The sequence below is a fragment of the Buttiauxella ferragutiae genome (assembly GCF_022637515.1).
Classification (GTDB): Bacteria; Pseudomonadota; Gammaproteobacteria; order Enterobacterales; family Enterobacteriaceae; genus Buttiauxella; species Buttiauxella ferragutiae.
Genome location: NZ_CP093332.1, coordinates 4,575,518 through 4,599,760 on the forward strand (window position 1 = coordinate 4,575,518; position 24,243 = coordinate 4,599,760).

Consider the following 24,243-nt stretch of genomic DNA (forward strand, 5'->3'; position numbering starts at 1 on the left):
AAGAGAATTATCAGGTAGTAAAGCTTTTCAATCCATAAGAAAGGCCATTGATGTAAAAATAAATCAATTCCGACTACATCCAAAATTACGGTCGCCATCACCAAATACTTTAGTATCGAGTTTGGCCAGGTAATCTAAACGTTCCAGCAGTTTATTATATTCATCGTCAATACAAGAGTTATTGACGTTTAATATATATCTTCCATTATGCGCAAAATGGACCAATCCTGGGTAATCTTCAGGTTCTAAACCAAGTGCACTGTACCAGGCCTTGGTTATCATCACTCTCAGACTGTCTTCGTGTTCATAATCTCCTAAATGGTAATAGGCATCTTTATTGAAAAATAGTCCGAGATGGAAATGACATTTACCTTCTTCTGAAAACTCTCTGGCCCATACGTGACGCACTCGGTTAGGATATATTCTTGAGCCTTTTAATGTCCTGCGGTTTTCATTAGCTTCAAGCATTGCATTTAACGAGCGGTGAAAGCGAGATATAGCTCCAGGCTCTAGGTTAGGGAAACAGCAAACAGTATCACCTCTGTCCAGAATGGGGGGATAGTGCACATAAACACGCAATGCCATTGTCCTAGGAAACTCAGCGACTGCATTATTTATTACTTGCTCAATATGCTTTCTATACGCCAATACATGTTCACCGTGTGATCCATGATATAAATCCATATAATATTCCTTAGTAACTGCCCCTATGGTTATTAGAGGCATGTTCAATAGAGATGGATAGGACTGAATATTCTGTCAGTAGATAATGAACTATCCGTGAATACATTTAATGATATATGAAGAGGTAATGATGATGTGTATAAAAAATATATATTACCTTTCCAACATTAAAAACAGTTAGGAATACAGTTCCAGCAAAGTTCTTTATTAAACAAACACTCTACAATTAATTATAAAAACCACACGGCTTGATGTAAGTCACCTTAGTTGTTTGATCTACTATGATTTTATTTTGATCATAAAGAACGCCTAACAATTCATTCATCTTAAACTTATTTCTAAAGCGGTGAGGTCCATATTGCAAAATCATTGTTTTACTTATATGTGCAGAGAGAGTATTTTTACAATGATTTTTTATCCACGAATATAACTCTTCAGCCTCAGTATCGACTATCGTGAATCCTTTAGAAACAGTGAACAAACGTTTGTACTCCTCGACATACCAAGCACTAATTTTTTTTGCATCTTCCACAGCCTGAGCTGAAATATCACCTTCAGCCCCATCAAAGTAATGCAATAATGCAGCAATCCTTGCCATGTTCTCTGCCATTTTAGAGGCATAGTCTTTAAAGTCTGATAAATAACCAAGCTCGCCCATTTCCCGCTCAGTTTGGTTATAAAAATCGATCCATTTTCTTTCTGCTCCGAGAGAAAGTCTCAAACAAACTCGTTCCTTCTCTCCTTTTCTAAATATGCTCTCTCTCATGAGCTGAATCAATCGTTTATGAAAAACTGGTAGGTGTTCCGTTGATACAATAGGGTTGTTAATCGACCGATAGCCTTGCGTTGATTTTTGCATGCAAATCAAACGCCTAGAGAAAAAACCGATCCCTTTAGCCATATCACCTTTACGACTTCTATAATTTTCAAATACATCTGGTTGAACCATTAATGACATAGTTAACCTAGCATCTTTTATTAATAGCTCAGGTGAACTCTTTCTTTCCACCGAAAATACTGAGCCATCCCACATTTTATTTATAAATGGTAATTCTTTCAAAGAATGCCATTGAATACAACCCCTGCCTCATCGGACATTAGACCAATAGAACGCCATTGGCCACCGAGGAAATTTTTCATTGCAGCAGGTGTTGCATCATTAAGCATTAATTTATATCTCACAGGATCTGTAGGACCAGTTGTTAATAACAGTCGGAGTCGTTCATCTATAGCTGATGTACACTTGTTACGGCTAATATCAGTTTTCATTCTCGATAGAAGTGCTTTTTGTTTAGCCTTAAAAACAACTTCATTATTACGCCAGTCGATTATCTCCTGTGTATACCTCTCAAATAACTCTTCTTCAAGTTGATACAGCGGCCTCATTAAAATTTTGTCCACTGTGCTTTTCCGCTCTCCTGATTCCGTAAGTGTTAGTAAAAAAAGTGAGGTTGGGCTACGAAGATTATTCAGCCTACATACATCAATTCTATTTTGACAAACAAGGGAAACGGCACCCAGTACCGATGCAGCGATTAACGGAAGAGGTGCTTGCGTTTGTTGCTCCACTTCACAAACAGCATTTCTAATTATCGGTGGAAAAGCTTCTACAGGAAAAGGACGACTGATGGACATAAAATACCTCGAATTGAATTAACGATGAGAATAACTTTGCTAGCGTAGCTAATCCGCTATTCTTAGCGGAAATAACAATATGAATACCTAACGATAAAATATTTATCTACTATGCTTAACGCTCATTGATCCAACAAAGTAAATCACTGAGCAACCATCCACAGGACTTCATCCCAATGGATTTACGCAAGGGAAACTGACCGACTTGCTCCAGTTTCTAGGTAGTGGAACGAGATATTGATGTTATGTACTGGCGCTCTTTTTCTCTTACCAGACGGTCATGGGGTTCACCATAGTTACGTAGCGTCTGTAAGCGTTTTTCGGGGGTTGGATAGTTGAATGTTGTTTTCATGTTGCCTCCTTGGTTTCAGTGAAAGCAGCATGTCTCAGTTTACGAGGATGTGAAAGGAACAGACACCTTATTAAGGCCTTAATAAGGTATCGAGGACAACAGGAAAACAACACTCTCATCCTTTTAACACAGCATGTAGGATGAAGAGTTCGGACAAAGTGGACTGAGCTATATCAATTCAATACATTGAGTTATATTGGAATGTTTTTTAACCAACGGCGAATAGTTTCAGGTTTGAATGCGTATTTCCCACCATATTTTGTTTTGTTTAAAGTGGTTAGCACTTCAGCCATTGTTGTAAAATTAACATTACCATTATTTTCCAAACAATACTCATTCAGCAAAATATATAAATCCAAATGCTCTACTTTAGAATAACGTTTTTCATTTTCGTTCTTTTCAATTTTCGATGAATCAGACAATACATACTCTAACTTTTCAATGTCATCAACATTCATACATAGCTCACGTTTATTAACTTCAATTGCTTCTTTAAATATCAAAAAGGCCCCTTCATCATGTCCTATGACTTTCAATAAAGCTGAAACATCGTCATCCGACAACAAAGGATTTGAATTAGATATTTTATAATCACCCTTTATGAACCGTGTAGTTGGTCCAGGCTTAATCCGCCAATATCCATATGCGTAACCATCGTAATAAAACTGATCATCGCCGATGGGAATATAGAAAATACCCGCCCCTTTTTTCATTCGAAACTGTCTTATCTTAGTTAGAGGGGGTTTATCTTTTTGATATAAATCAACTTCGTTAATAATTTCAACCTTGCGGTTTTCAATAAAATATTTATGCTGTTCGATATTATCTAGTGAACTATTAGGCGAACCAATCTCGGTGAAAATATCGTTTAACTCCTCCTTTAAGTGAGACTCATCGTCTTTACGAATAGAACATGATAATTGACACGGATTTCCTTCAAGATGTATATAGAGAGATAGTATTATCACACCAAAGCTCTATTATATTTTCCAACTTAACACTATATTTTATACAGATAGTTTCAACAGTAAGAAATTGAGATTTGTTTTCCATTATATTTGTTCCTCCTCAGAATAAAATCCTCACCGATTTTACGCTTTTGATTGTGCTTTAAAATACTAACCAATGAGATCTATTGTCCAATTCATCCAGTACAACTATAATCCAATTGAATACATCAAGGAACCGCCCCATGCGCAAGCAATCAACATCACCGCAAGTTACAAAAGCCCAGATTTATCGCGCCGTAGCCAGCTCGACCGCGATAGAAACCGGTGCTTCTGTGCAAAAAATTGAGCAGCAACTCAAACAAAATCAGGCACAGGCGAAAGCCGTGGGCCTCGCCCGTTAATCTGGCAAGATGTCGCTCACCAGTTGTATCATGGGACTGTAGTTCCCTGATACGCCTGCCTGTATTGCCTTGAAGTAAAACGCCTTGTGCTCATCCCACATGCTGTAATCAAGTAAGCCCTTCCCTGCCAGAACCGAAAGCACATCGCAAAGTAGCCGCGACAGACGCCCGTTACCTTCTCTGAATGGGTGGATCAAAATAAACTCCACATGGCATTCAGCCAGATAACTAACCAGCTCCGGACGATTCAGGGATTTCAGCGCACCAGACTGAGCGAGAAACTGTTTCTCGAAACCATCGAGAAGAAGTGGAATCCTGTCGGCAGCGGCAAACTGAAAGCCGTCCTTAGTTAAGTTGGCATTACGCAACCTCCCCGCCCAGTCATACACATTCCCCAGCCATTGGCGATGCCACCTGCTGATGTGCTCAAAAGCCAGCGCCTCAGGCGGCTGGTCCTCAATAAATAGCTGCTCATACAGCATCAGCAGTAGGCCCGATTCCAGCGCCTCCATTTCCTGTTCATCAATGATCCCCAGTTTATTAGACAGCACCAAATCACCAGAGCCCGGCTGATACCGCTCTTCTGCTGAATTAAGCTCATATTTTGCCAAGCTCTCACCTCCGCCCAAACAAGTTCACAACGTTGTTTTCCTGCTGTCGTTGATAGTTGTTAATCCGATCTTCCCAGATCTCAAGCGCCCTGCGCTTTTCAGTCAGGTAATCATAACGATCATAGTGTTTCGAGCTAACGTCGTTCAAAGCGTGATTCTGGATACGGTCGCGGATCTCTTTGCTGATCCCCACCTCCCCCATCAACGTTTTACAGGTGCGACGTAAATCTCGCGCCGTGAAAACTTTAAACTCAGGATTAAAAGCTCGGAAATACATGATGGAACGCGCCAGACTATCGGTACGCACTGGTCGTTCGCCGTTGGTCGAGAGCGGGAAGATATAGGGGCTGTTACTTTCTTTAGTCAGTTCTTTCACTGAGGCTAATTCACTTAATGCCGATTCAGTCAGCGGGATCAGGTGCTCCCGTTTGTTTTTCGATACATCGGCAATTACTAGCAGCGTCTTTTGCTGCCAGTCAATCGCGCTCCACTGGCTGGCAATCATTTCAAACGGACGCTGCCCACCAGCATAAACGCAGAAGCGGATTAAATGCTGCATCAGCGGCCCAACGTTGGTGGCCTCTGCGAACTGCTCCATGACAACACGCAGCTCTTCCAGCGTTAACCATGTATCACCCACTTTTTCCGCCGAAGACTGTTTCGGTATGGCCGATACCGGGTTAACTTCAAGGCCGAACGTAATACCCACACTGGTATTCATCGGATCGTTATCAGCTTTCAGACCGTAGTTGAATGCCGCCATCAGGTAGGAACGAATCCGGTTTGCATGCACCACCGCATCACGCTGGATAATGCCTGAGAGAATGGTTTTGATCTGCAGAGGCGTCACGTCCTTCGCTTTGGTATCACGAGGAATAACCGAGTAGCACTCTCTTTCTATGCGCTTCAATACATCAGCCCACGTCCGCTTATTGTCGAGCTTCATCTTATTGACGTAACCATGCACCAGTTCTTCAAACGATCCCTGCGAACGATGCAGCTGCATGATGTGCTGTTCGGCCAGGCGCTGTTGCTCAAGCTCTTGCTGAGGTTCTTTTCCTTCAATAAGCCAGGCACCATACTTTTTCGCCAGTTCATTGGCCGTCACCAGTTTCATCTCAGGCCAGATGCCCAACTGGATGAACTTCTCTTTCTTCCCTTTCTCAACGTAGTAACGGAAATAAAAAACCTTGCTGCCTGAAGGCTGAACCTTAACGCCAAGCCTGCCGGTACCACGCTGAGCACTGTTGCTCCACACGTAGTACGCCGTACTTTTTGTCTTCAATCCACGTATAGCAGTCTCGGTAAGATTAGCGGCCATGAGGTTACCTTTCTGAGGATAAGCGTTACCTGACCCGATACCCATTTCGGGTCAGGTAAGGATAGTACAATGGGGAAATGAGAGAACCAATCAGAAACAAAAATAACTTCATAACCAATTGATTATAGACAATTAAAAATACAAATAGAGACAATGACGAACAATTAAAAACATGCCAATTTTATGACTCATAATCGCTTGGTCACTGGTTCAAGTCCAGTAGGGGCCACCAAATAAAACAAGGACCTGGATAAGAAATTATCCAGGTCCTTTTTGTTTGCTACATTAAATAGATATTCGAATCTTTGCTATTAAGGTACGACAACCGATGACCGCTGGTAGTCTCTGTACATGACTATCAACAAAACCAACCCAATCAACAAAGCATTGTCAGGCTAAAGTGGGATTACAATTACTCATCAACGATTCCATAAATACACGAAGAATCGTCGGTTGTGTTGCTGCGCGTTTTGTGACAGAAGAAAACGGCCATTTAGAGCCAAATTGCTGCGGCACAATCTGGCGCATATGACCGGAATCAACCCATTGGCGGGCGTAATGTATAGGAAGGAATCCGATGTAAGCCCCGGTCAAAATGAGAATGGCCTGCGCCTCAACATTGTCTACAGTCGCCGCTGCACTACCTGATTTGAGCAATTGCAGATCGCGTTGTTGCAGGAAGCCACGCGCCACAATTTGACTATCACGGACCGCTGCAATCAGGCCATCACCCTCTGCCTGGTTGTTGAAAAGCGGATGGTAGCAACTGCAGTACAAGCGATCCTCCTCATCGTATACCTGCGTATAGGCCAACCCCGCCACCTCGAATGGAAAATGTCCTATGGCGACGTGCAGTCGTCCATCCAATACGCGTTCCTCCAACTCGGCTGGTGTACCAATGTAGATATCCAGTTGCACATCATGCCCAAGCGAGACGAACTGTCGCAAAGTGCGTGACAGAACGCTGCCACTATCGGTAACGGTATTGTCGATAATGCCCAGATAGAGTCTGCCCGATATATGCCGCTTGAGCGCTGAGGTATCCATACAAAAGGTGTCTACTGCCAATAACAAGCGTTGTGCTGCCTCGTAAGTCGCCGCGCCATGTTCAGTAAGCCGAAAGCCACTTCGTCCCCGTTCACACAATTTGACACCGAGCCGTGTCTCAAGGCTGGTCATCTGTTCACTAATAGTGGACTGACTGACATTCAGGGCTGCCTGAGCGGCCGAAAAGCCATTGCATTTCACAATTGTCATGAAAATTCTCAGTAGCTTTAGGTCAATATTGTGCAGTTGATTCACTTCTCTTTCCTCTTACGCATTGCTTCGGAAATGCCGATATGAACATCTGATGTTTTCTATTTTTATACTGCAAATTGTTGACCATAGTCATTGTTAAGGCAAATAAACAAGTGCCTGCCGTTCATCAGAAAATCCACAGATGGGGAGAGAAAATGGGGAACAATAACTATGAGACTGGACGATTAAACTTACCGTTTGTCGGGCATTGTACTTTTGCCAAATCGCCGGTATGCCTTAACTGGGAAGAGATTGATGCCGACGTGGCGATTCTTGGAGCCCCAAATGATATGGGGACCCAATGGCGCGCAGGATCCCGTTTTGGGCCACGCGGTATTCGCGAGGCATCTACTTTGTTTTCATTTGGTCATGCCGGTGCTTATGACCATGAAGATGATGCGCTCTACCTGACACAAGATCAGGTACGCATGGTCGATGTGGGTGATGCTGACATCGTGCATACCGACATGGTCAGTAGTAACGCAAACATCGAGCTTGCAGTACGAAAAATTCTTGCCTCCGGCGCCATGCCGGTGGTGCTGGGGGGTGACCATTCGATTCACGCACCTGTCATCAAGGCATATGCAGGACGAGGACCGATTCACATCGTTCACTTTGACGCCCACCTCGACTTTGTCGACGAACGTCACGGCGTGCGCTATGGCCATGGCAGCCCACTACGCCGTGCATCAGAAATGGACCATATCGTCGGCATGACACAGCTTGGCATCAGGAATGTCTCCTCATCCAACCGCAGCGACTACGACGCAGCCCGCGCAGCAGGTTCGAACATCCTGTCAGTGCGTGACGTGCGCCGTTTAGGCACTGAGGCTGTACTAGCGCAAATACCTGAGGGTTGTAACTACTATCTCACTATCGATATCGACGGTTTCGACCCCTCTATTGCACCAGGTACCGGTACGCCGAGCCACGGCGGATTCCAGTACTACGAGGTCCTGGAAATCATTCAGGCATTGGCCAAACGCAGCGGTGGAAACATTATCGGGATGGATTTGGTCGAAGTAGCCCCTGCCTACGATCCCACTGGTGTGACCTCAATTCTGGCCGCCCAACTGCTGATGAACAGCATTGGTTTCATTTTCTACGAGCGTAAGCAGGCGTTGTCTCGCTGAGAACTATAAAGAGAGGATGATCAAATGGATGCAACAGTAAAACACTATCTCGACCAATACGGTATTTCCGAGGCAACGCGACGCTTTTTGGCCAAACCGCAGAAAATGTTTATCGGTGGCCAGTGGGTTGACGGTAGCGAAGGAGAAGTCAGTGCCGTCACTGAGCCGTCCACCCAGGGCCAGTTGACGTCGATTCCGCTCGCAACGACCACTGACCTGGACCGAGCAGTAGCTGCGGCCCGCTACCAGTTCGACCACGGTGAATGGCGTCGCCTGAAGCCACTGGAACGCGAGCGCCTGATGCACCGCCTGGCCGACCTGATAGAAGCCAACGCCGATGAACTGGCTGAGATCGAATCAATTGATATGGGGAAATCGGTATCGCAAGCGCGTGACGTCGATATCCAGGGCACCATCGACACCTTCCGCTATTTCGCTGGCTGGGCCTCTAAGCTGCATGGTCGCACTGTCGAGCCATCCCTGCCGGGCAATTATCTGGCATATACCCGCAAAGAACCGATTGGTGTCGTTGCCGCTATTGTGCCGTGGAACTTCCCACTGCAAACCATGGCATGGAAACTGGCGGCCGCACTAGCGGTAGGCTGTACGGCCGTGATTAAACCCGCTGAACTAACATCATTGTCGACGCTGCGCTTTGCTGAATTAGTACAGGAAGCTGGTATTCCTGACGGCGTTATCAATATCATCACCGGGCATGGCCATGTGATTGGCGCAGCCATGGCCAGCCACCCGGGGATCGACAAGGTAACCTTTACCGGCTCCACCCCTGTTGGTCGTGAAGTCGGGCATACCGCCGTCGAGAACATCAAGCGTGTCACCCTTGAATTGGGAGGCAAATCTCCCGTTCTGGTACTAGAAGATGCCGATATCCCCGCCGCAGCTCAGGCGGTCGCCAACGGCGTGTTCTTTAACTCTGGCCAAGTGTGCGATGCCGGTACCCGAGCCTATATTCACCGCAGTATCTACGATCGCTTTTTGACGGCACTTGCCGACTACACCTCGACGCTGAAGATTGCGCCAGGTCTGGATCGGGAGTGTTTCATCAGCCCACTAGTATCGGCCAGGCAGAAGGACTCGGTACTGTCCTACATTGATGCTGGCGTGCGCGAAGGTGCAACACTTTACTATGGTGGTCGTCCTCAGCAAGAAGAGGGTTTCTTCGTTGAGCCAACCATCTTTGCTCACTGCCGCAACGATATGCGTATCGTACAGGAAGAGATCTTCGGCCCGGTGCTAGTGACCGCCCCGTTCGATACAGTCGAAGAGGCAATTGAGCTCGCCAACGATTCACCGTTTGGCCTGGCTGCCGCTATTTATTCAAACGACCTGGCCCGCGTACACACGCTGATTCCCCAGCTACATGCCGGCTCGGTGTATGTCAATGCGCACAGCACCATCGACCCGGCTCTGCCATTCGGTGGTTTCAAAGATTCTGGTTTTGGTAAAGATCTGGGTCCTGAGCAGCTTGACCACCTGATGGAAACCAAAACGGTGTGGATCACCTTGCCTTCATAGTCCGACTCGCCTGCCACTTCCGAAGCAAGCCGCTGCTGTTCGGAAGTGGCCAGATAGCGCACAACACACTGAACTAGTGAGCCGGTTACTACCTGGCTTAATGAATTCTTATTGCTTCACCCTTATCGAGTACGGGGTATTTTATGCAAACAGAATCAACAGCAGTGAAAGCCACCAGCAACGATCAAAGCCCTATTGAAGGACGCTCGATCGATTTTGTACCAGAACAAGAGCGTACCGATAAACTCTCAAGCCAGGGGCCATTCTGGTTCGTCGGCAACTTTACCTTCTTCACTATGACTATTGGCTTTGTTGGTCCGAGTGTCGGTCTTGATGCACTGTGGACCACGATTGCTGGCACTCTGGGCATCATGTTCGGTACGTTGTTTATGGCTTTCCATGGCTCACAAGGGCCACACCTGGGGCTACCACAGATGATCCAGTCACGCGCACAATTTGGTTATCGTGGCGTGGTGCTGGTCTTGATCGCGACACTGTTTGTGTTCGCGGGTTTTAATATCGTCAACCTGGTGCTGATGATGCAGGGGCTGAAAACACTGTTCAGTTGGGATCCTTTACAGGTTGCGCTGGCAGTGACTGTTCCCGCTACCATTCTGGCCATACTCGGCCACGACTGGATGCACAAAACCTTCAAATGGTCGCTGTATCTATCGTTGCCTTTGTATGGACTGGTCACTCTGGCGGTGCTGATGGGCTGGGTTCATGATGCTCCAGTAGTTGAAGGGGCGGTGCAGGAAGCACCGCTGGGCTTCAACTGGACAGGATTTATTGCACAGTTTGCTGCCGCCGCCAGTTACAACATAGCCTACGCGCCGTATGTGTCCGACTATTCGCGCTATCTGCCTAAAAATACCTCAAGCAGCAAGCTTATCACGGCGGTATTTCTGGGCGCATCGCTATCAGGTGCCTGGATGATCTCAGTAGGTGGCTGGTTGGCTGCCCATCTGCATGCGACTGATGTACTGGTGGCACTCAATACTGTTGGCACCGGCTTTGCTCCACATCTGGGTACCTTTATGGTGGCTATCACCATCCTGGCCTTCCTGCCTGTTATTGCGATGAACATTTACAGCGCCAAACTCACGGCCATAACCAGTGTGGATTCCTTCAGGAAGATTGAACCGACTGCCAAAACCCGCATTGTGGCGATCTTCTTAGTCGTGTTCCTGCAATTGGGTGTAGCAATGAGTATCTACAACTCCGGCTCTGGCTTGTCGGTGCTCAACATCTATCTGGTTGTGATGCTGTACTTCCTTGTTCCATGGACAGCAGTCAACCTCACAGACTATTTCTTTGTGCGCAAAGGACGCTATGCCATCCCACACTTCTTCTTGCCACACGGCAACCTCTATGGCCGCTGGGGAGCTCGTGGTTTGCTCTCCTACATGGTGGGTTTCATGGCGATGGTCCCATTCTTCTGCATCTTTGAAGGGAGTCGCGAGGTGTATGTCGGCCCGATAGCACGTGCAATGGGTAGCGTTGATCTGGCCTGGCTGGTGGGGCTTATCGTATCCAGCATCGTCTACTACCTGTCTTGTCGTTCGCTGAACCTACATCACGAAGAAGCGGTGATCGCGCAAATCGAAATCAATATGCCGGAGTACACCACCGGGAATAAATGACGCGTCTGAGGTTGTTGTCCAGAACATGAATGGAGCAAGAGCAATATGTCTACCAAACAATTTGACTATATCATCGTGGGTGCCGGATCAGCGGGTTGCGTGCTGGCAAATCGTCTGACCGAAGATTCAAGTGTAAGTGTGCTGGTGATTGAGTTCGGCGGCAGCGATAAAAGCATTATCATCCAGATGCCCAGCGCGTTCTCAATACCGATGAACACTAAAAAATATAACTGGCACTACGAAACGGAACCCGAGCCACATCTGGATGGGCGTCGCCTGCACTGCCCACGTGGAAAAGTGCTTGGCGGTTCGTCGTCCATCAATGGCCTGGTCTACATCCGTGGCCATGCGTGCGACTTTGATGAATGGGAGTCGTTAGGTGCCAAAAATTGGGGTTATCGCAACTGCCTGCCCTATTTTCGCAAAGCAGAGAATTTCAAGTTTGGTGGCGACGACTACCGCGGTTCAGAAGGCCCGCTCAGCACTAACAACGGCAACAATATGCAAAACCCACTTTATGGGGCCTGGGTAGAGGCTGGTACACAGGCGGGCTACATAAAGACCGACGATACCAACGGTTACATGCAGGAAGGCTTTGGCGCAATGCATATGACGGTCAAGAATGGTGTGCGATGGTCCACCGCTAATGCCTATTTACGCCCTGCCATGGAACGGCCCAACCTGACCGTTATCACCAATGCAATGACGCGTAAACTAGTACTGGAAGGTAAGCGTGTGGTGGGCGTCGAATATGAACACGGCGGGGAAATACACACCGTGCGCTGCACCCGTGAGGTGTTGGTTTCTTCAGGTCCGATCGGTTCCCCCCATCTCTTGCAGCGTTCAGGCATCGGCCCAGCCGAAGTATTGCGTCAAGCCGGTATTGAAGTGAAACACGACCTACCCGGTGTTGGGGAAAATTTACAAGATCACTCTGAGATTTACATTCAATTTGAATGTAAGGAACCCGTTTCTCTTAACAGCAAAATGGGGTTGATCCCTAAGGCACTGATTGGGTTGCGCTGGTTACTCTTCAAAGATGGTCTGGGTGCGAGCAACCATTTTGAGGCGGGTGGTTTCATCCGCTCAGAGAAAGGATTGCGCTGGCCAGATATCCAGTTCCATTTTTTACCCGCGGCGATGCGTTACGACGGTGACAAGCCGTTCAAGGGACACGGTTTCATGGTACTGACAGGGCCAAATAAGCCGAAAAGTCGTGGTTATGTACGGGTGCGATCTGCCGATCCGTATGAACATCCTGAAATCCGTTTTAACTATTTGGAGCGGGAAGAGGACCGCGAAGGTTTTCGCCGTTGCGTGCGCCTGACACGCGAGATTATCGGTCAGCCTGCCATGGACAAATTTCGTGGCGTGGAACTTGCCCCCGGCCCGAACGTGAAAACTGACGAAGAAATTGATGCTTTTGTGCGTGCCAACATGGAAAGTACAATGCATCCATGTGGTTCTTGCCGGATGGGTGAGGACGATTTGGCTGTCGTCGATTCTGAATTGCGCGTGCACGGCCTACAAGGGCTACGCGTAATTGATTCATCCGTATTCCCAACAGAACCTAACGGCAACCTGAATGCGCCGACTATCATGCTGGCAGAGCGCGCGGCTGATCTGATTCGTGGTCATTCGATGCTTGCGCCGTCCAATGCTCAGGTCGGTCTGGCAGACAAGTGGCAAACGCAGCAACGCACCAGCGAGCCCCGCCGCAAAGTCACCGTCTAGCTCATCCAGTTTAGATAATGTTCGGTTTCCAGTGCTTTGATTAAACCCACCAGCCCAATAAACGGCTGGTGGCCTCGCCCTAAGCTGACAGACTTGCTACCCTCTTTAACAACCTCTTGGCTGGCGTCGATGATTTGTCTCATATTCCGTTAAGATCACTACCGCCGGCGCCCGCTCTATAAGTATTTATAAGGGTTCATCGATAATGGCGACTCAAACACCTAAAACCCCAAGCGCTCCGGTATCGTCAAAAGCACCGTTTAGCCCAGAAAGCCTGCAATTCCTGAATAAGCTCGCACAAAACAATTCACGCGATTGGTTTAAAGACCATCAGGATGAATACGAAAATAACGTCAGAAGCCCTGCTCTACGTTTTATCGAACAGATGCAGCCTGGCATTCTGGCCATATCGTCCAAACTGACCGCCGTGCCGAAAAAAGTGGGGGGTAGTCTGATGCGCCCTCAGCGCGACAGTCGTTTTAGCAAAGACAAAACGCCTTATAAAACCAATGTCGGCATTCAATTTCGTCATTTCCAGGGGAAAGATGTCCATGCTCCTGGGCTCTATGTTCATATTGCCCCGGAAGGTTGTTTTATTGCGGCCGGGATTTGGCACCCAGAATCTAAAGCCCTGAATGCCATTCGCATGTGTATAGATGAAAATCCAAATGCTTATCGGAAGGCGTTGCAGACCTTGCAAAACCAGGGGTTTATAATGGATGGCGATAGCTTAAGTCGCCCGCCAAAGGGTTTTGATAAGACGCATCCCCTGCTAACAGAATTGAAGCGCAAAGATTTTATCGCCGTCAAAAATATCGATTTCGAAGAGTTGTGTAAGCCTGGTGCCATCAGCTTTTGTGCCGAACAGTTTCAGCATTGCGCACCATTGATGGCCTACCTCTGTTTCGCACTTGAGCTCGATTTCTAGAACCCTCGATCAAGTTGCCAAAATGTTAAGTTCGTCACACTAATGGTGCTACACTACGCGGCTTTATCGTAGTAACGACGCCAGGTGACGAAATGAGTGAGCATATTGAAGGAACAATCGAACCGAGGGTCGTCGCGCGGCCTAATTGGTCGGCGGTATTTGCCGTGGCATTCTGCGTCGCATGCCTGATCACCGTGGAGTTTTTACCGGTCAGTTTGCTGACGCCGATGGCGCAGGAATTAGGCATTTCTGAAGGTGTCGCGGGGCAGTCCGTTACCGTTACTGCCTTCGTTGCCATGTTCGCAAGCCTGTTTGTGACCAGTATTATCCGCTCAACCGATCGCCGCTACGTAGTGTTCCTGTTTGCCATTCTGCTTACTCTCTCCTGCCTGCTGGTTTCCTTTGCGAGCAACTTTACGATGCTGCTGATGGGACGAGCCTGTCTGGGCGTTGCGCTGGGTGGTTTCTGGGCGATGTCCGCTTCATTAACCATGCGCCTGGTCCCGGCTCGAACAGTGCCAAAAGCGTTGTCGGTTATCTTTGGCGCAGTGTCTATCGCACTGGTGATTGCCGCACCGTTAGGCAGTTTTTTAGGTGGGATTATTGGCTGGCGCAACGTCTTTAATGGCGCGGCGCTGATGGGCGTGGTGTGCATTATTTGGGTGTGGAAAGCGCTACCATCGCTACCGGGTGAATCAACCCAGCACAAGCAAAACATGTTTGTCCTGCTTAAACGCCCTGGCGTTTTGGCTGGGATGGCTGCGATTTTTACCGCCTTCGCCGGGCAGTTTGCCTTCTTCACTTATATTCGCCCGGTTTATATGACGCTAGCCGGATTCGACGTCGATGGCTTGACACTAGTATTACTGAGCTTTGGGATCGCCAGTTTTGTCGGGACTTCTCTTTCTGCCGTTTTCCTGAAGCGCTCGCTCAAGCTGGCGCTGACCTGCGCCCCGCTGATACTGGCGCTTAGCGCCTTAACACTGGTGTTGTGGGGATCGGATAAGATTGTCGCTTCTGTCGTTGCCATAATTTGGGGCTTTGCCTTCGCGCTTATTCCGGTCGGCTGGTCAACGTGGATCACCCGCTCGCTGGCGGATCAAGCTGAAAAAGCGGGATCTATTCAGGTCGCCGTGATCCAGTTGGCCAACACCTGCGGCGCAGCAATTGGCGGGCTCGCGCTTGATAACCTCGGCATATTCTCGCCGCTGGTGTTGTCTGGCAGTTTGATGCTACTGACTGCGCTATTGGTAGCGGCAAAAGTGCGGGTGAAGTAATTGTGTCGGATGGCGCTAGCGCTTATCCGACCTACAAGCCGACAAATCACTGCAACCCATTAACCCCGCCAGAAAGGTTTGTCCCCCAGAACCGTCGCACGGTGCATAACGCGCCGCGCTGGTAGATAATCCGCGTTAGCATAATGCTGTGTGACGCGGTTATCCCAGAGAGCAATGTCGTTTTCCTGCCAACGCCAGCGCACCTGGAACTCCGGTTTTGTAATATGCGCGAACAGGAATGCGAGCAGTGCATCGCTTTCTTTTTGCGAGATATCGACAATTCGCGTCGTAAACCCCTCATTAACAAACAATGCCTGCTTGCCGCTGACCGGATGGGTGCGAATCACCGGATGCAGCAACGGGGGATTTTTAACGACCGCTTCGCGCCAGCGCTGATGTTCCTCTTCGCTGCTCAAATGTTTATATTCCGGGAATGACTTCCTGAAGTCATGCTCTGCCCGCAGTCTAGACAATAAACGCTTAAACGGTTCTGAAAGCGCCTCGTACGCCGCAATACCGCTGGTCCACAAGGTGTCACCACCCGTTTCAGGAATAAGCTTTGCCGCCAGAATCGCCCCGGCAGGCGGCGTTTCAATAAAGGTCACGTCGGTGTGCCAGTTGTCGTTATCCGGTGGATTATCGTTATGCGTATCCAGCAAAATAATTTCCGCTACACCTTCGGCGTGTGGGTAAACAGGATGAATATGCAGGTCGCCAAACCGCTGTGCCAGTGCACGCTGCTGTGCAGGGGTAATCGGCTGGTCGCGAAGGAACAACACCTGATGGCGGATCAGCGCGTGATAAAGCTGCTCAAACTGGTTATCGGTCAAACCCCGGCTTAGAGTTACGCCACTGACCTGCGCACCAATGTACGGCCCCAACGGCACAACATTCACTTTTTCACTCATTGCCCTTCTCCATGCCATGGGGTTAAGCGGCGCTGCAAGGCGCGTAAACCCAGCTCTAAACAAAATGCAATAACTGCAATCACGCCGATCCCCGCCAGCACCACGTCGGTTGCCAAAAACTCACCGGCTGACTGCACCATAAAACCTAATCCACGCGTGGCGGCGATAAGCTCCGCGGCAACCAGCGTTGACCAGCCAACGCCAAGCCCGATACGAAAGCCGGTGAGGATTTCCGGCAGCGCACCGGGTAAAATCACATGCCATACCACCTGAAGGCGTGATGCCCCCAAAGCCTCGGCAGCACGAATGCGCACCTGTTTCGCGCCGCGTACGCCAGCCATCGTCGACATCGCAACAGGGGCGAATATCGCCAGATAAATCAGCAAGATCTTTGAGGTTTCACCGATGCCGAACCAAATCACCATCAGTGGTAAATAAGCCAGCGGCGGCACCGGGCGATACAATTCAATCAACGGGTCGAGAATGCCGCGCACCGTTGGGCTAAGCCCCATAGCAATACCGACCGGAATGCCAATCAGCACCGCAGCCAAAAGTGCCGTGAGAATGCGTAACAGGCTGGCGGCGAGATGCTGCCAAAGTGTGGCATCCATAAATCCTTGTGGCCCGGCGATGCTAATCAGCTTCATCAATACCTGGCCTGGCGGTGGCAAAAATAGCGGGCTTATCCAAAGCTGTGCCGCCACCCACCACCACAGCAAAATGATTGCCGTCACCGTTGTGAGGCTGAGCGTTATCTGGCGCGAGAATGGCCAGTGCACCGCCAGCCGTTTGCGACGGGCTTTATCCTGAATAACGATGCTCATAAAAAACCCTCGCGTTGTTCAAACACCCGGCTCAGCACGTACTCGCGCTTAGCGATAAATTCCGGGTCGGATTTGATGTTTCGGCACGGTTCACCTTCAGCAAACCTGCGGCCAAAATCGAGCGGTAAACGCTCCAACACGCGCCCCGGTCCTGGTGAAAGCAACACGAGTTCGGTTGCCAGGAACACGGCTTCTTCAATGTCATGCGTAATCAACAACACCTGGCGACGACTTTCGTGCCATAGCTTTAACAGCAGGGTTTGCATTTGCTCGCGAGTAAATGCATCCAGCGCGCCAAAAGGTTCATCGAGCAGTAACAGTTGCGGACGCGTGGCCAGTGCGCGAGCAATTCCCACACGCTGGCGCTGCCCGCCTGAAAGCTGCCAGATGGCGCGCTTCGCCTTATCTTCCAGCCCGACTTTGCGCAGCATATCGATCGCGATTTCCTCGCGCTCTGGCTTTGGTTGCCCGGCAAGTTGCAGGCCGAACGCGACGTTATCCAGCACGGTTCGCCACGGCAGCAGACCTTCATGCTGAAACACCACACCGCGCTCAGCGCCTGGTCCGGTAACCTGCTTACCCGCAAGCGTGATGCTGCCGGAGTGATAAGGAACAAAGCCAGCTATCAGGTTCAGCAGCGTAGTTTTCCCGCAGCCGGATGGGCCGAGAACCACCAGTAACTCACCTTCATCCACGGTCAGATTGATATCGTTGAGAACGGTTTTACCATCGAAATCTGCGCTTAAATGCGAAACCTGTAACATGGCTAACTCCTTACTGCGCCAGTGTTTTCACGAAGCGGTCGGTGACAAACTGGCTGTAATCCGTCTCTACCGCCGGGACTTTGCCCTGCGCTTTGAGGAACTGAGCGGTGTCGACAATCGCCTTGTTTACCGGGCCGCTGAGTTGCTCAGTTTGCTGGCTGGCGGTGAGATAGGTATTGCCTTTAACCAGCACCGGAACATCGCTTTCGGGCACACCGCTCAGGCGCGAAAGTTTGCTGAGGTTATCCGGCTGTTTCAGCCATTCGTCGGGATTATCGATATAACTTTTCTGCGCGGCGAGAGCGCTTTTGGCAAAGGCTTCAACAACTTCAGGATGGGCCTTAGCAAAGTCTTTACGCACCACCCAGACATCCAGCGTTGGTGCGCCCCATTTACCCACTTGCGCGGAATCGGTCAGCACGGTGCCCTCTTTCTCCAGCTCGTTGACCGCTGGTGCCCAGACATAAGCCCCGTCGATATCACCACGCTGCCAGGCAGCAATAATCGCCGGAGGCTGGAGGTTAAGAATTTCAACCTGGCCCGGTTTGATGCCCCAATGTTTCAGAGCCGCAAGCAGGCTGTAATGTGTAGTGGAGATAAACGGCACGGCAATGCGTTTGCCAATCAGATCTTTCGGGCTGGTGATGCCCTTCTTCACGACCAGCGCTTCAGAGTTACCCAGTTGCGAGGCCAGCAGGAACACTTCGATTGGCACTTTTTGGCTGGCGGCCACCGCAAGCGGGCTTGAGCCGATATTGCCAATCTGCACATCGCCAGACGCCAGCGCACGTACTACACTCGCGCCACTATCGAACTTGCGCCATTCCACTTTTGCGCCACTATCTTTGGCGAAAGCGTTATCGGCCTGCGCGACTTTGGCGGGTTCAGCAGATGTTTGGTACGCGACGGTGACATCCACTGCGAATGCCGGTGCTGCAATAAGGGCCAGAGCGGCCAGCCAGAGAGAATGTCGTTTTGTTACCATGATGAGTGCTCCTGTATCGGGGTTAGGAGCAGTATTTCCAATGGCGAGGATTAGATAAAAGAATTAAAAATTATCGCTAATGCTTTTATATTTTTAGATTAATTTTGGGGAAGGATAGTTGGGAAGTGGGAATGGAGTAAAACGCGTTCTGAAAAAGAAACGGGCCCGATGGCCCGCTGGGATTAATGTTCCAACTCAAGCTCGCGAGCCCGAGTCGCTTGCTGGCAATATTGCTCGTAACGCTTCCGAAACCAGGCCTGCTGATCGGTGCTCATGTTGCCGGTTACAGCCTGAATATCAACCACTTGCCCAAGTGCATACATACGAGCAAAACTACGTGCCAGAAAATCGAAATTGTTTACTGCCTGTAGGTCTCTTTTCATCAGCATATTCCTCTGGTTAGCTCATTTCTGGTGAAAGGCCATATGCTTTATCTGGTCTCAGTATTCGCCAGTTTTTGAATGTTTTTTGAGCTAAATGTGCGTACTTTTACCAGAAAAAGGAATAACACTCGAAGGCTTGAAGCTGCTCACAAAACGGACAAATTGATACGACCTTTCAGCAGCCCGGAGAAAGAATGAAAATATTAAAAAGCAGCATCAGAGATGTGACAGCCAGCGATGATGTCACAGTATGCGAACCGGCAAATCTCTACGAATGTACCCTGCACGATGGTGTATTTGTCGGCCCTTTTGTCGAGATTCAAAGGCACTGTATTATTGGTGCGGGCACACGCATCCAGTCACATTCATTCCTTTGCGAGAAAGTGATAACGGGCAAAAACTGCTTCATCGGTCATAACGTAACGTTCGCCAACGACCTTTTCCGCTCCGGAAGGCTCAACCCAGATCCTGAAAGCTGGGTCAGTATTCAGCTGGGCAATAATGTGATTATCGGCAGCGGTAGTACGATCCTGACTGAACATATCTGTAGCGGTGCGGTGATCGGTGCCGGAAGTGTGGTGACGAAGGATATTGTTAAACCGGGGATTTATGCAGGGAACCCAGCTCGATTGTTGCGAGAGATTTAGAGCCACAAGGGCTTTGCCGTTTTATGATGAATGGGAACGCACTGGCTTCAGGTCCAGTGTGTTCAGTTCGTCAACCACGTATCGCCGCTTCAATAGCTGCAACGTCTATTTTCTTCATCGACATCATCGCCCCAAATGCACGGCTGGCGATATCCCCACCCATGGCGAGGGCTTCGGTTAGTACCCGCGGGGTAATTTGCCAGCTAACACCCCATTTATCTTTGCACCAACCGCATTCGCTTTCCTGGCCGCCGTTACCGACTATAGCATTCCAGTAGCGGTCCGTTTCGGCCTGATCTTCGGTGGATATCTGAAAGGAGAAGGCTTCACTATGTTTGAAATGTGGTCCGCCATTGAGGCCGATACATGACACACCTGCAACGACAAACTCAACAACTATTGTGTCACCAGCCTTACCATCAGGATAATCGCCAGGAGCTGGGATGACGGCACCTACGCTACTGTCTGGAAAGGTCGCAGCATAGAAACGAGCAGCATCTTCCGCATCATGATCGTACCAAATACAGATAGTATTCTTAGCCATAAGATAGCCTGCCTGGCATTGCGCCTTTGGTGTTTTTTCAACCATAAGTATGTACCGAATCGGTTTTTTGTGGGTGTAAGAGGCTTTTTCTGTGGTCTGTATCGCTTAAATAACGAGAAAATTGCATAAATCGCAGACAGCAAAAAGCCCTGTACGTCAGTACAGGGCTTTTTGCTTAATTGGAGCCTGGCAGTTCCCTACTCTCGCATGGGGAGACCCCACACTACCATCGGCGCTACGGCGTTTCACTTCTGAGTTCGGCATGGGGTCAGGTGGGACCACCGCGCTAGTGCCGCCAGGCATATTCTGTTTTGTTAACCGTTGTGTTATCCACACAACCATCAACTTAATCTCGGTTCAAGCTGAAAATCAAATGTCATAGTCTCTCAACCAAAACACCTTCGGTGTTGTAAGGTTAAGCCTCACGGATCATTAGTACTGGTTAGCTCAACGTATCGCTACGCTTACACACCCAGCCTATCAACGTCGTAGTCTTCAACGTTCCTTCAGGACCCTTAAAGGGTCAGGGAGAACTCATCTCGGGGCAAGTTTCGCGCTTAGATGCTTTCAGCGCTTATCTTTTCCGCATTTAGCTACCGGGCAATGCCATTGGCATGACAACCCGAACACCAGTGATGCGTCCACTCCGGTCCTCTCGTACTAGGAGCAGCCCCCCTCAATTCTCCAGCGCCCACGGCAGATAGGGACCGAACTGTCTCACGACGTTCTAAACCCAGCTCGCGTACCACTTTAAATGGCGAACAGCCATACCCTTGGGACCTACTTCAGCCCCAGGATGTGATGAGCCGACATCGAGGTGCCAAACACCGCCGTCGATATGAACTCTTGGGCGGTATCAGCCTGTTATCCCCGGAGTACCTTTTATCCGTTGAGCGATGGCCCTTCCATTCAGAACCACCGGATCACTAAGACCTGCTTTCGCACCTGCTCGAGCCGTCACTCTCGCAGTCAAGCTAGCTTATGCCTTTGCACTAACCTCACGATGTCCGACCGTGATTAGCTAACCTTCGTGCTCCTCCGTTACGCTTTAGGAGGAGACCGCCCCAGTCAAACTACCCACCAGACACTGTCCGCAACCCGGATTACGGGTCTACGTTAGAACACCAGCCATTAAAGGGTGGTATTTCAAGGTTGGCTCCACAAGAACTGGCGTCCTCGCTTCAAAGCCTCCCACCTATCCTACACATCAAGGACCAGTGTTCAGTGTCAAGCTATAGTAAAGGTTCACGGGGTCTTTCCGTCTTGCCGCGGGTACACTGCATCTTCACAGCGATTTCAATTTCACTGAGTCTCGGGTGGAGACAGCCTGGCCATCATTACGCCATTCGTGCAGGTCGGAACTTACCCGACAAGGAATTTCGCTACCTTAGGACCGTTATAGTTACGGCCGCCGTTTACCGGGGCTTCGATCAAGAGCTTCAGCTTGCGCTTAACCCCATCAATTAACCTTCCGGCACCGGGCAGGCGTCACACCGTATACGTCCACTTTCGTGTTTGCACAGTGCTGTGTTTTTAATAAACAGTTGCAGCCAGCTGGTATCTTCGACTGCCTTCAGCTCCATCCGCAAGGGACTTCACCTACCGACAGCGTGCCTTCTCCCGAAGTTACGGCACCATTTTGCCTAGTTCCTTCACCCGAGTTCTCTCAAGCGCCTTGGTATTCTCTACCTGACCACCTGTGTCGGTTTGGGGTACGATTTGATGCTACCTGATGCTTAGAGGCTTTTCCTGGAAGTGCGGCATTTGTTACTTCAGCACCGTAGTGCCTCGTCATCACACCTCAGCGTTGAATAAGAGTCCGGATTTACCTAAACTCTCCGCCTACATGCTTAAACCGGGACAACCGTCGCCCGGCTAACATAGCCCTCTCCGTCCCCCCTTCGCAGTAACACCGAGTACAGGAATATTAACCTGTTTCCCATCGACTACGCCTTTCGGCCTCGCCTTAGGGGTCGACTCACCCTGCCCCGATTAACGTTGGACAGGAACCCTTGGTCTTCCGGCGAGCGGGTTTTTCACCCGCTTTATCGTTACTTATGTCAGCATTCGCACTTCTGATACCTCCACCAGACCTCACAGTCCAGCTTCAACGGCTTACAGAACGCTCCCCTACCCAACAACGCATAAGCGTCGCTGCCGCAGCTTCGGTGCATGGTTTAGCCCCGTTACATCTTCCGCGCAGGCCGACTCGACCAGTGAGCTATTACGCTTTCTTTAAATGATGGCTGCTTCTAAGCCAACATCCTGGCTGTCTGTGCCTTCCCACATCGTTTCCCACTTAACCATGACTTTGGGACCTTAGCTGGCGGTCTGGGTTGTTTCCCTCTTCACGACGGACGTTAGCACCCGCCGTGTGTCTCCCGTGATAACATTCTTCGGTATTCGGAGTTTGCATCGGGTTGGTAAGCCGGGATGGCCCCCTAGCCGAAACAGTGCTCTACCCCCGAAGATGAGTTCACGAGGCGCTACCTAAATAGCTTTCGGGGAGAACCAGCTATCTCCCGGTTTGATTGGCCTTTCACCCCCAGCCACAAGTCATCCGCTAATTTTTCAACATTAGTCGGTTCGGTCCTCCAGTTAGTGTTACCCAACCTTCAACCTGCCCATGGCTAGATCACCGGGTTTCGGGTCTATACCCTGCAACTTAACGCCCAGTTAAGACTCGGTTTCCCTGCGGCTCCCCTATACGGTTAACCTTGCTACAGAATATAAGTCGCTGACCCATTATACAAAAGGTACGCAGTCACCCCATAAAAGAGGCTCCCACTGCTTGTACGTACACGGTTTCAGGTTCTGTTTCACTCCCCTCGCCGGGGTTCTTTTCGCCTTTCCCTCACGGTACTGGTTCACTATCGGTCAGTCAGGAGTATTTAGCCTTGGAGGATGGTCCCCCCATATTCAGACAGGATACCACGTGTCCCGCCCTACTCTTCGAGTTCACAGCATGTGTATTTTTGTGTACGGGAGTATCACCCTGTACCCTGCGACTTTCCAGACGCTTCCACTAATACACAAACTGATTCAGACTCTGGGCTGCTCCCCGTTCGCTCGCCGCTACTGGGGGAATCTCGGTTGATTTCTTTTCCTCGGGGTACTTAGATGTTTCAGTTCCCCCGGTTCGCTTCGTTAAGCTATGTATTCACTTAACGATAGTGCAACGAATTGCACTGGGTTTCCCCATTCGGAAATCGTCGGTTATAACGGTTCATATCACCTTACCGACGCTTATCGCAGATTAGCACGTCCTTCATCGCCTCTGACTGCCAGGGCATCCACCGTGTACGCTTAGTCGCTTAACCTCACAACCCGAAGATGTCTCGTAAGACACAATCGATGTTGTGAAAATTTGAGAGACTCGAACATATCGTATTCCCATTCCTTATTACGGAGGAATGAGACGACATGTCGTTTCAATTTTCAGCTTGTTCCGGATTTTTAAAGAGCAATATCTCAAACGTGACTCGAAAGTCAGTTTTGAGATATTCGGTGATAATGTCTTTCACACATTATCGGAGATGGCGTCCCCAAGGGGATTCGAACCCCTGTTACAGCCGTGAAAGGGCAGTGTCCTGGGCCTCTAGACGATGGGGACACGAATAATCCTTTGCAGGATATCGCTTTTTGCTCATTTACTTTCATCAGACAATCTGTGTGAGCACTACG

The 24,243-nt window shown here is 49.4% G+C and carries 19 protein-coding genes, 1 tRNA gene, 2 rRNA genes and 2 pseudogenes; 8 read left to right on the top strand and 16 right to left on the bottom strand.

Features of this window, described 5'->3' with window-relative positions; all coding sequences use genetic code 11:
* Positions 1-63: 63 nt before the first annotated feature.
* The 4 genes and pseudogenes from MNO13_RS21090 to MNO13_RS21105 all read right to left on the bottom strand — a co-directional run bounded on the left by MNO13_RS21090 (position 64) and on the right by MNO13_RS21105 (position 3,639).
* Positions 64-684 (bottom strand): inovirus Gp2 family protein, encoded by a 621-nt coding sequence (locus MNO13_RS21090; protein ID WP_241939248.1) that lies wholly within the window; start codon positions 682-684, stop codon positions 64-66.
* A gap of 226 nt (positions 685-910) precedes the next feature.
* Positions 911-2,319, bottom strand: a pseudogene (locus MNO13_RS21095) (YfjI family protein).
* A 115-nt stretch (positions 2,320-2,434) separates the two neighbouring features.
* Positions 2,435-2,671: pseudogene (locus MNO13_RS21100) on the bottom strand (helix-turn-helix transcriptional regulator).
* Positions 2,672-2,862: 191 nt separating this feature from the next.
* Complete coding sequence (locus tag MNO13_RS21105) at positions 2,863-3,639, bottom strand: hypothetical protein (protein ID WP_241939249.1); 777 nt, start codon at positions 3,637-3,639, stop codon at positions 2,863-2,865.
* A 224-nt stretch (positions 3,640-3,863) separates the two neighbouring features.
* On the opposite strand from MNO13_RS21105, the gene MNO13_RS21110 reads away from it, so the two are divergent.
* Positions 3,864-4,022, top strand: a complete 159-nt coding sequence (locus tag MNO13_RS21110) for a hypothetical protein (RefSeq protein ID WP_241939250.1) — start codon at positions 3,864-3,866, stop codon at positions 4,020-4,022.
* Here the strand turns inward: MNO13_RS21110 and MNO13_RS21115 are convergent.
* The 3 genes from MNO13_RS21115 to MNO13_RS21125 form a co-directional block, all read right to left on the bottom strand.
* Positions 4,019-4,633 (bottom strand): Fic/DOC family protein, encoded by a 615-nt coding sequence (locus MNO13_RS21115; RefSeq protein ID WP_241939251.1) that lies wholly within the window; start codon positions 4,631-4,633, stop codon positions 4,019-4,021. The genes MNO13_RS21110 and MNO13_RS21115 overlap by 4 nt on opposite strands.
* A gap of 4 nt (positions 4,634-4,637) precedes the next feature.
* Entirely contained in the window at positions 4,638-5,954 is a 1,317-nt protein-coding gene (locus MNO13_RS21120; RefSeq protein WP_241939252.1) for a tyrosine-type recombinase/integrase, read from the bottom strand.
* 390 nt (positions 5,955-6,344) lie between these two features.
* Positions 6,345-7,256, bottom strand: coding sequence for a LysR family transcriptional regulator (locus tag MNO13_RS21125; RefSeq protein WP_241939253.1), 912 nt, complete (start codon positions 7,254-7,256; stop codon positions 6,345-6,347).
* A 152-nt stretch (positions 7,257-7,408) separates the two neighbouring features.
* Between MNO13_RS21125 and speB the strand changes: the two genes are divergently transcribed.
* From speB to nepI, 6 genes are all read left to right on the top strand, one after another.
* Positions 7,409-8,386 carry an agmatinase gene (speB, locus tag MNO13_RS21130; RefSeq protein WP_064540276.1) on the top strand — a complete coding sequence of 326 codons (978 nt, stop codon included), beginning with the start codon at positions 7,409-7,411 and terminating at the stop codon, positions 8,384-8,386.
* 24 nt (positions 8,387-8,410) lie between these two features.
* Positions 8,411-9,922, top strand: coding sequence for an aldehyde dehydrogenase family protein (locus tag MNO13_RS21135; protein WP_237932321.1), 1,512 nt, complete (start codon positions 8,411-8,413; stop codon positions 9,920-9,922).
* 143 nt (positions 9,923-10,065) lie between these two features.
* A complete protein-coding gene (locus MNO13_RS21140) occupies positions 10,066-11,565 on the top strand; it encodes a purine-cytosine permease family protein (protein WP_064540280.1) in 1,500 nt (499 codons plus the stop codon).
* A gap of 45 nt (positions 11,566-11,610) precedes the next feature.
* Positions 11,611-13,299, top strand: coding sequence for a choline dehydrogenase (gene betA / locus MNO13_RS21145; protein ID WP_241939254.1), 1,689 nt, complete (start codon positions 11,611-11,613; stop codon positions 13,297-13,299).
* Positions 13,300-13,504: 205 nt separating this feature from the next.
* On the top strand, positions 13,505-14,227 hold the full coding sequence (locus MNO13_RS21150; protein WP_121814391.1) for a DUF2461 domain-containing protein: 723 nt from the start codon (positions 13,505-13,507) through the stop codon (positions 14,225-14,227).
* A 92-nt stretch (positions 14,228-14,319) separates the two neighbouring features.
* On the top strand, positions 14,320-15,504 hold the full coding sequence (nepI, locus tag MNO13_RS21155; protein ID WP_064540287.1) for a purine ribonucleoside efflux pump NepI: 1,185 nt from the start codon (positions 14,320-14,322) through the stop codon (positions 15,502-15,504).
* Positions 15,505-15,563: 59 nt separating this feature from the next.
* Here nepI and tauD read toward each other — a convergent pair whose 3' ends face one another.
* The 5 genes from tauD to glgS all read right to left on the bottom strand — a co-directional run bounded on the left by tauD (position 15,564) and on the right by glgS (position 19,374).
* Entirely contained in the window at positions 15,564-16,412 is an 849-nt protein-coding gene (gene tauD / locus MNO13_RS21160; protein ID WP_241939255.1) for a taurine dioxygenase, read from the bottom strand.
* Positions 16,409-17,236: a taurine ABC transporter permease TauC gene (gene tauC, locus MNO13_RS21165; RefSeq protein WP_241939256.1), complete on the bottom strand. Its 828-nt coding sequence runs from the start codon at positions 17,234-17,236 to the stop codon at positions 16,409-16,411. The genes tauD and tauC overlap by 4 nt, the downstream gene beginning before the upstream one ends.
* A complete protein-coding gene (gene tauB / locus MNO13_RS21170) occupies positions 17,233-18,000 on the bottom strand; it encodes a taurine ABC transporter ATP-binding subunit (RefSeq protein WP_064540295.1) in 768 nt (255 codons plus the stop codon). Before tauB ends, tauC begins: the two co-directional genes overlap by 4 nt.
* 10 nt (positions 18,001-18,010) lie before the next feature.
* Complete coding sequence (gene tauA, locus MNO13_RS21175; RefSeq protein WP_422387203.1) at positions 18,011-18,985, bottom strand: taurine ABC transporter substrate-binding protein; 975 nt, start codon at positions 18,983-18,985, stop codon at positions 18,011-18,013.
* Positions 18,986-19,167: 182 nt separating this feature from the next.
* Positions 19,168-19,374 carry a cell surface composition regulator GlgS gene (gene glgS / locus MNO13_RS21180; protein WP_121814397.1) on the bottom strand — a complete coding sequence of 69 codons (207 nt, stop codon included), beginning with the start codon at positions 19,372-19,374 and terminating at the stop codon, positions 19,168-19,170.
* 188 nt (positions 19,375-19,562) lie between these two features.
* On the opposite strand from glgS, the gene MNO13_RS21185 reads away from it, so the two are divergent.
* Positions 19,563-20,015 (top strand): acyltransferase, encoded by a 453-nt coding sequence (locus MNO13_RS21185; protein WP_064540304.1) that lies wholly within the window; start codon positions 19,563-19,565, stop codon positions 20,013-20,015.
* Between the two features lie 70 nt (positions 20,016-20,085).
* On the opposite strand, the gene MNO13_RS21190 is transcribed toward MNO13_RS21185, so the two are convergent.
* From MNO13_RS21190 to MNO13_RS21205, 4 genes are all read right to left on the bottom strand, one after another.
* Positions 20,086-20,559 carry a VOC family protein gene (locus MNO13_RS21190; RefSeq protein ID WP_064540307.1) on the bottom strand — a complete coding sequence of 158 codons (474 nt, stop codon included), beginning with the start codon at positions 20,557-20,559 and terminating at the stop codon, positions 20,086-20,088.
* Positions 20,560-20,743: 184 nt separating this feature from the next.
* Positions 20,744-20,859: ribosomal RNA gene (rrf, locus tag MNO13_RS21195) — 5S ribosomal RNA — on the bottom strand.
* A 111-nt stretch (positions 20,860-20,970) separates the two neighbouring features.
* Positions 20,971-23,879 (bottom strand): 23S ribosomal RNA (locus MNO13_RS21200).
* Between the two features lie 217 nt (positions 23,880-24,096).
* Positions 24,097-24,172, bottom strand: a tRNA-Glu gene (locus MNO13_RS21205).
* Between the last annotated feature and the right edge of the window lie 71 nt (positions 24,173-24,243).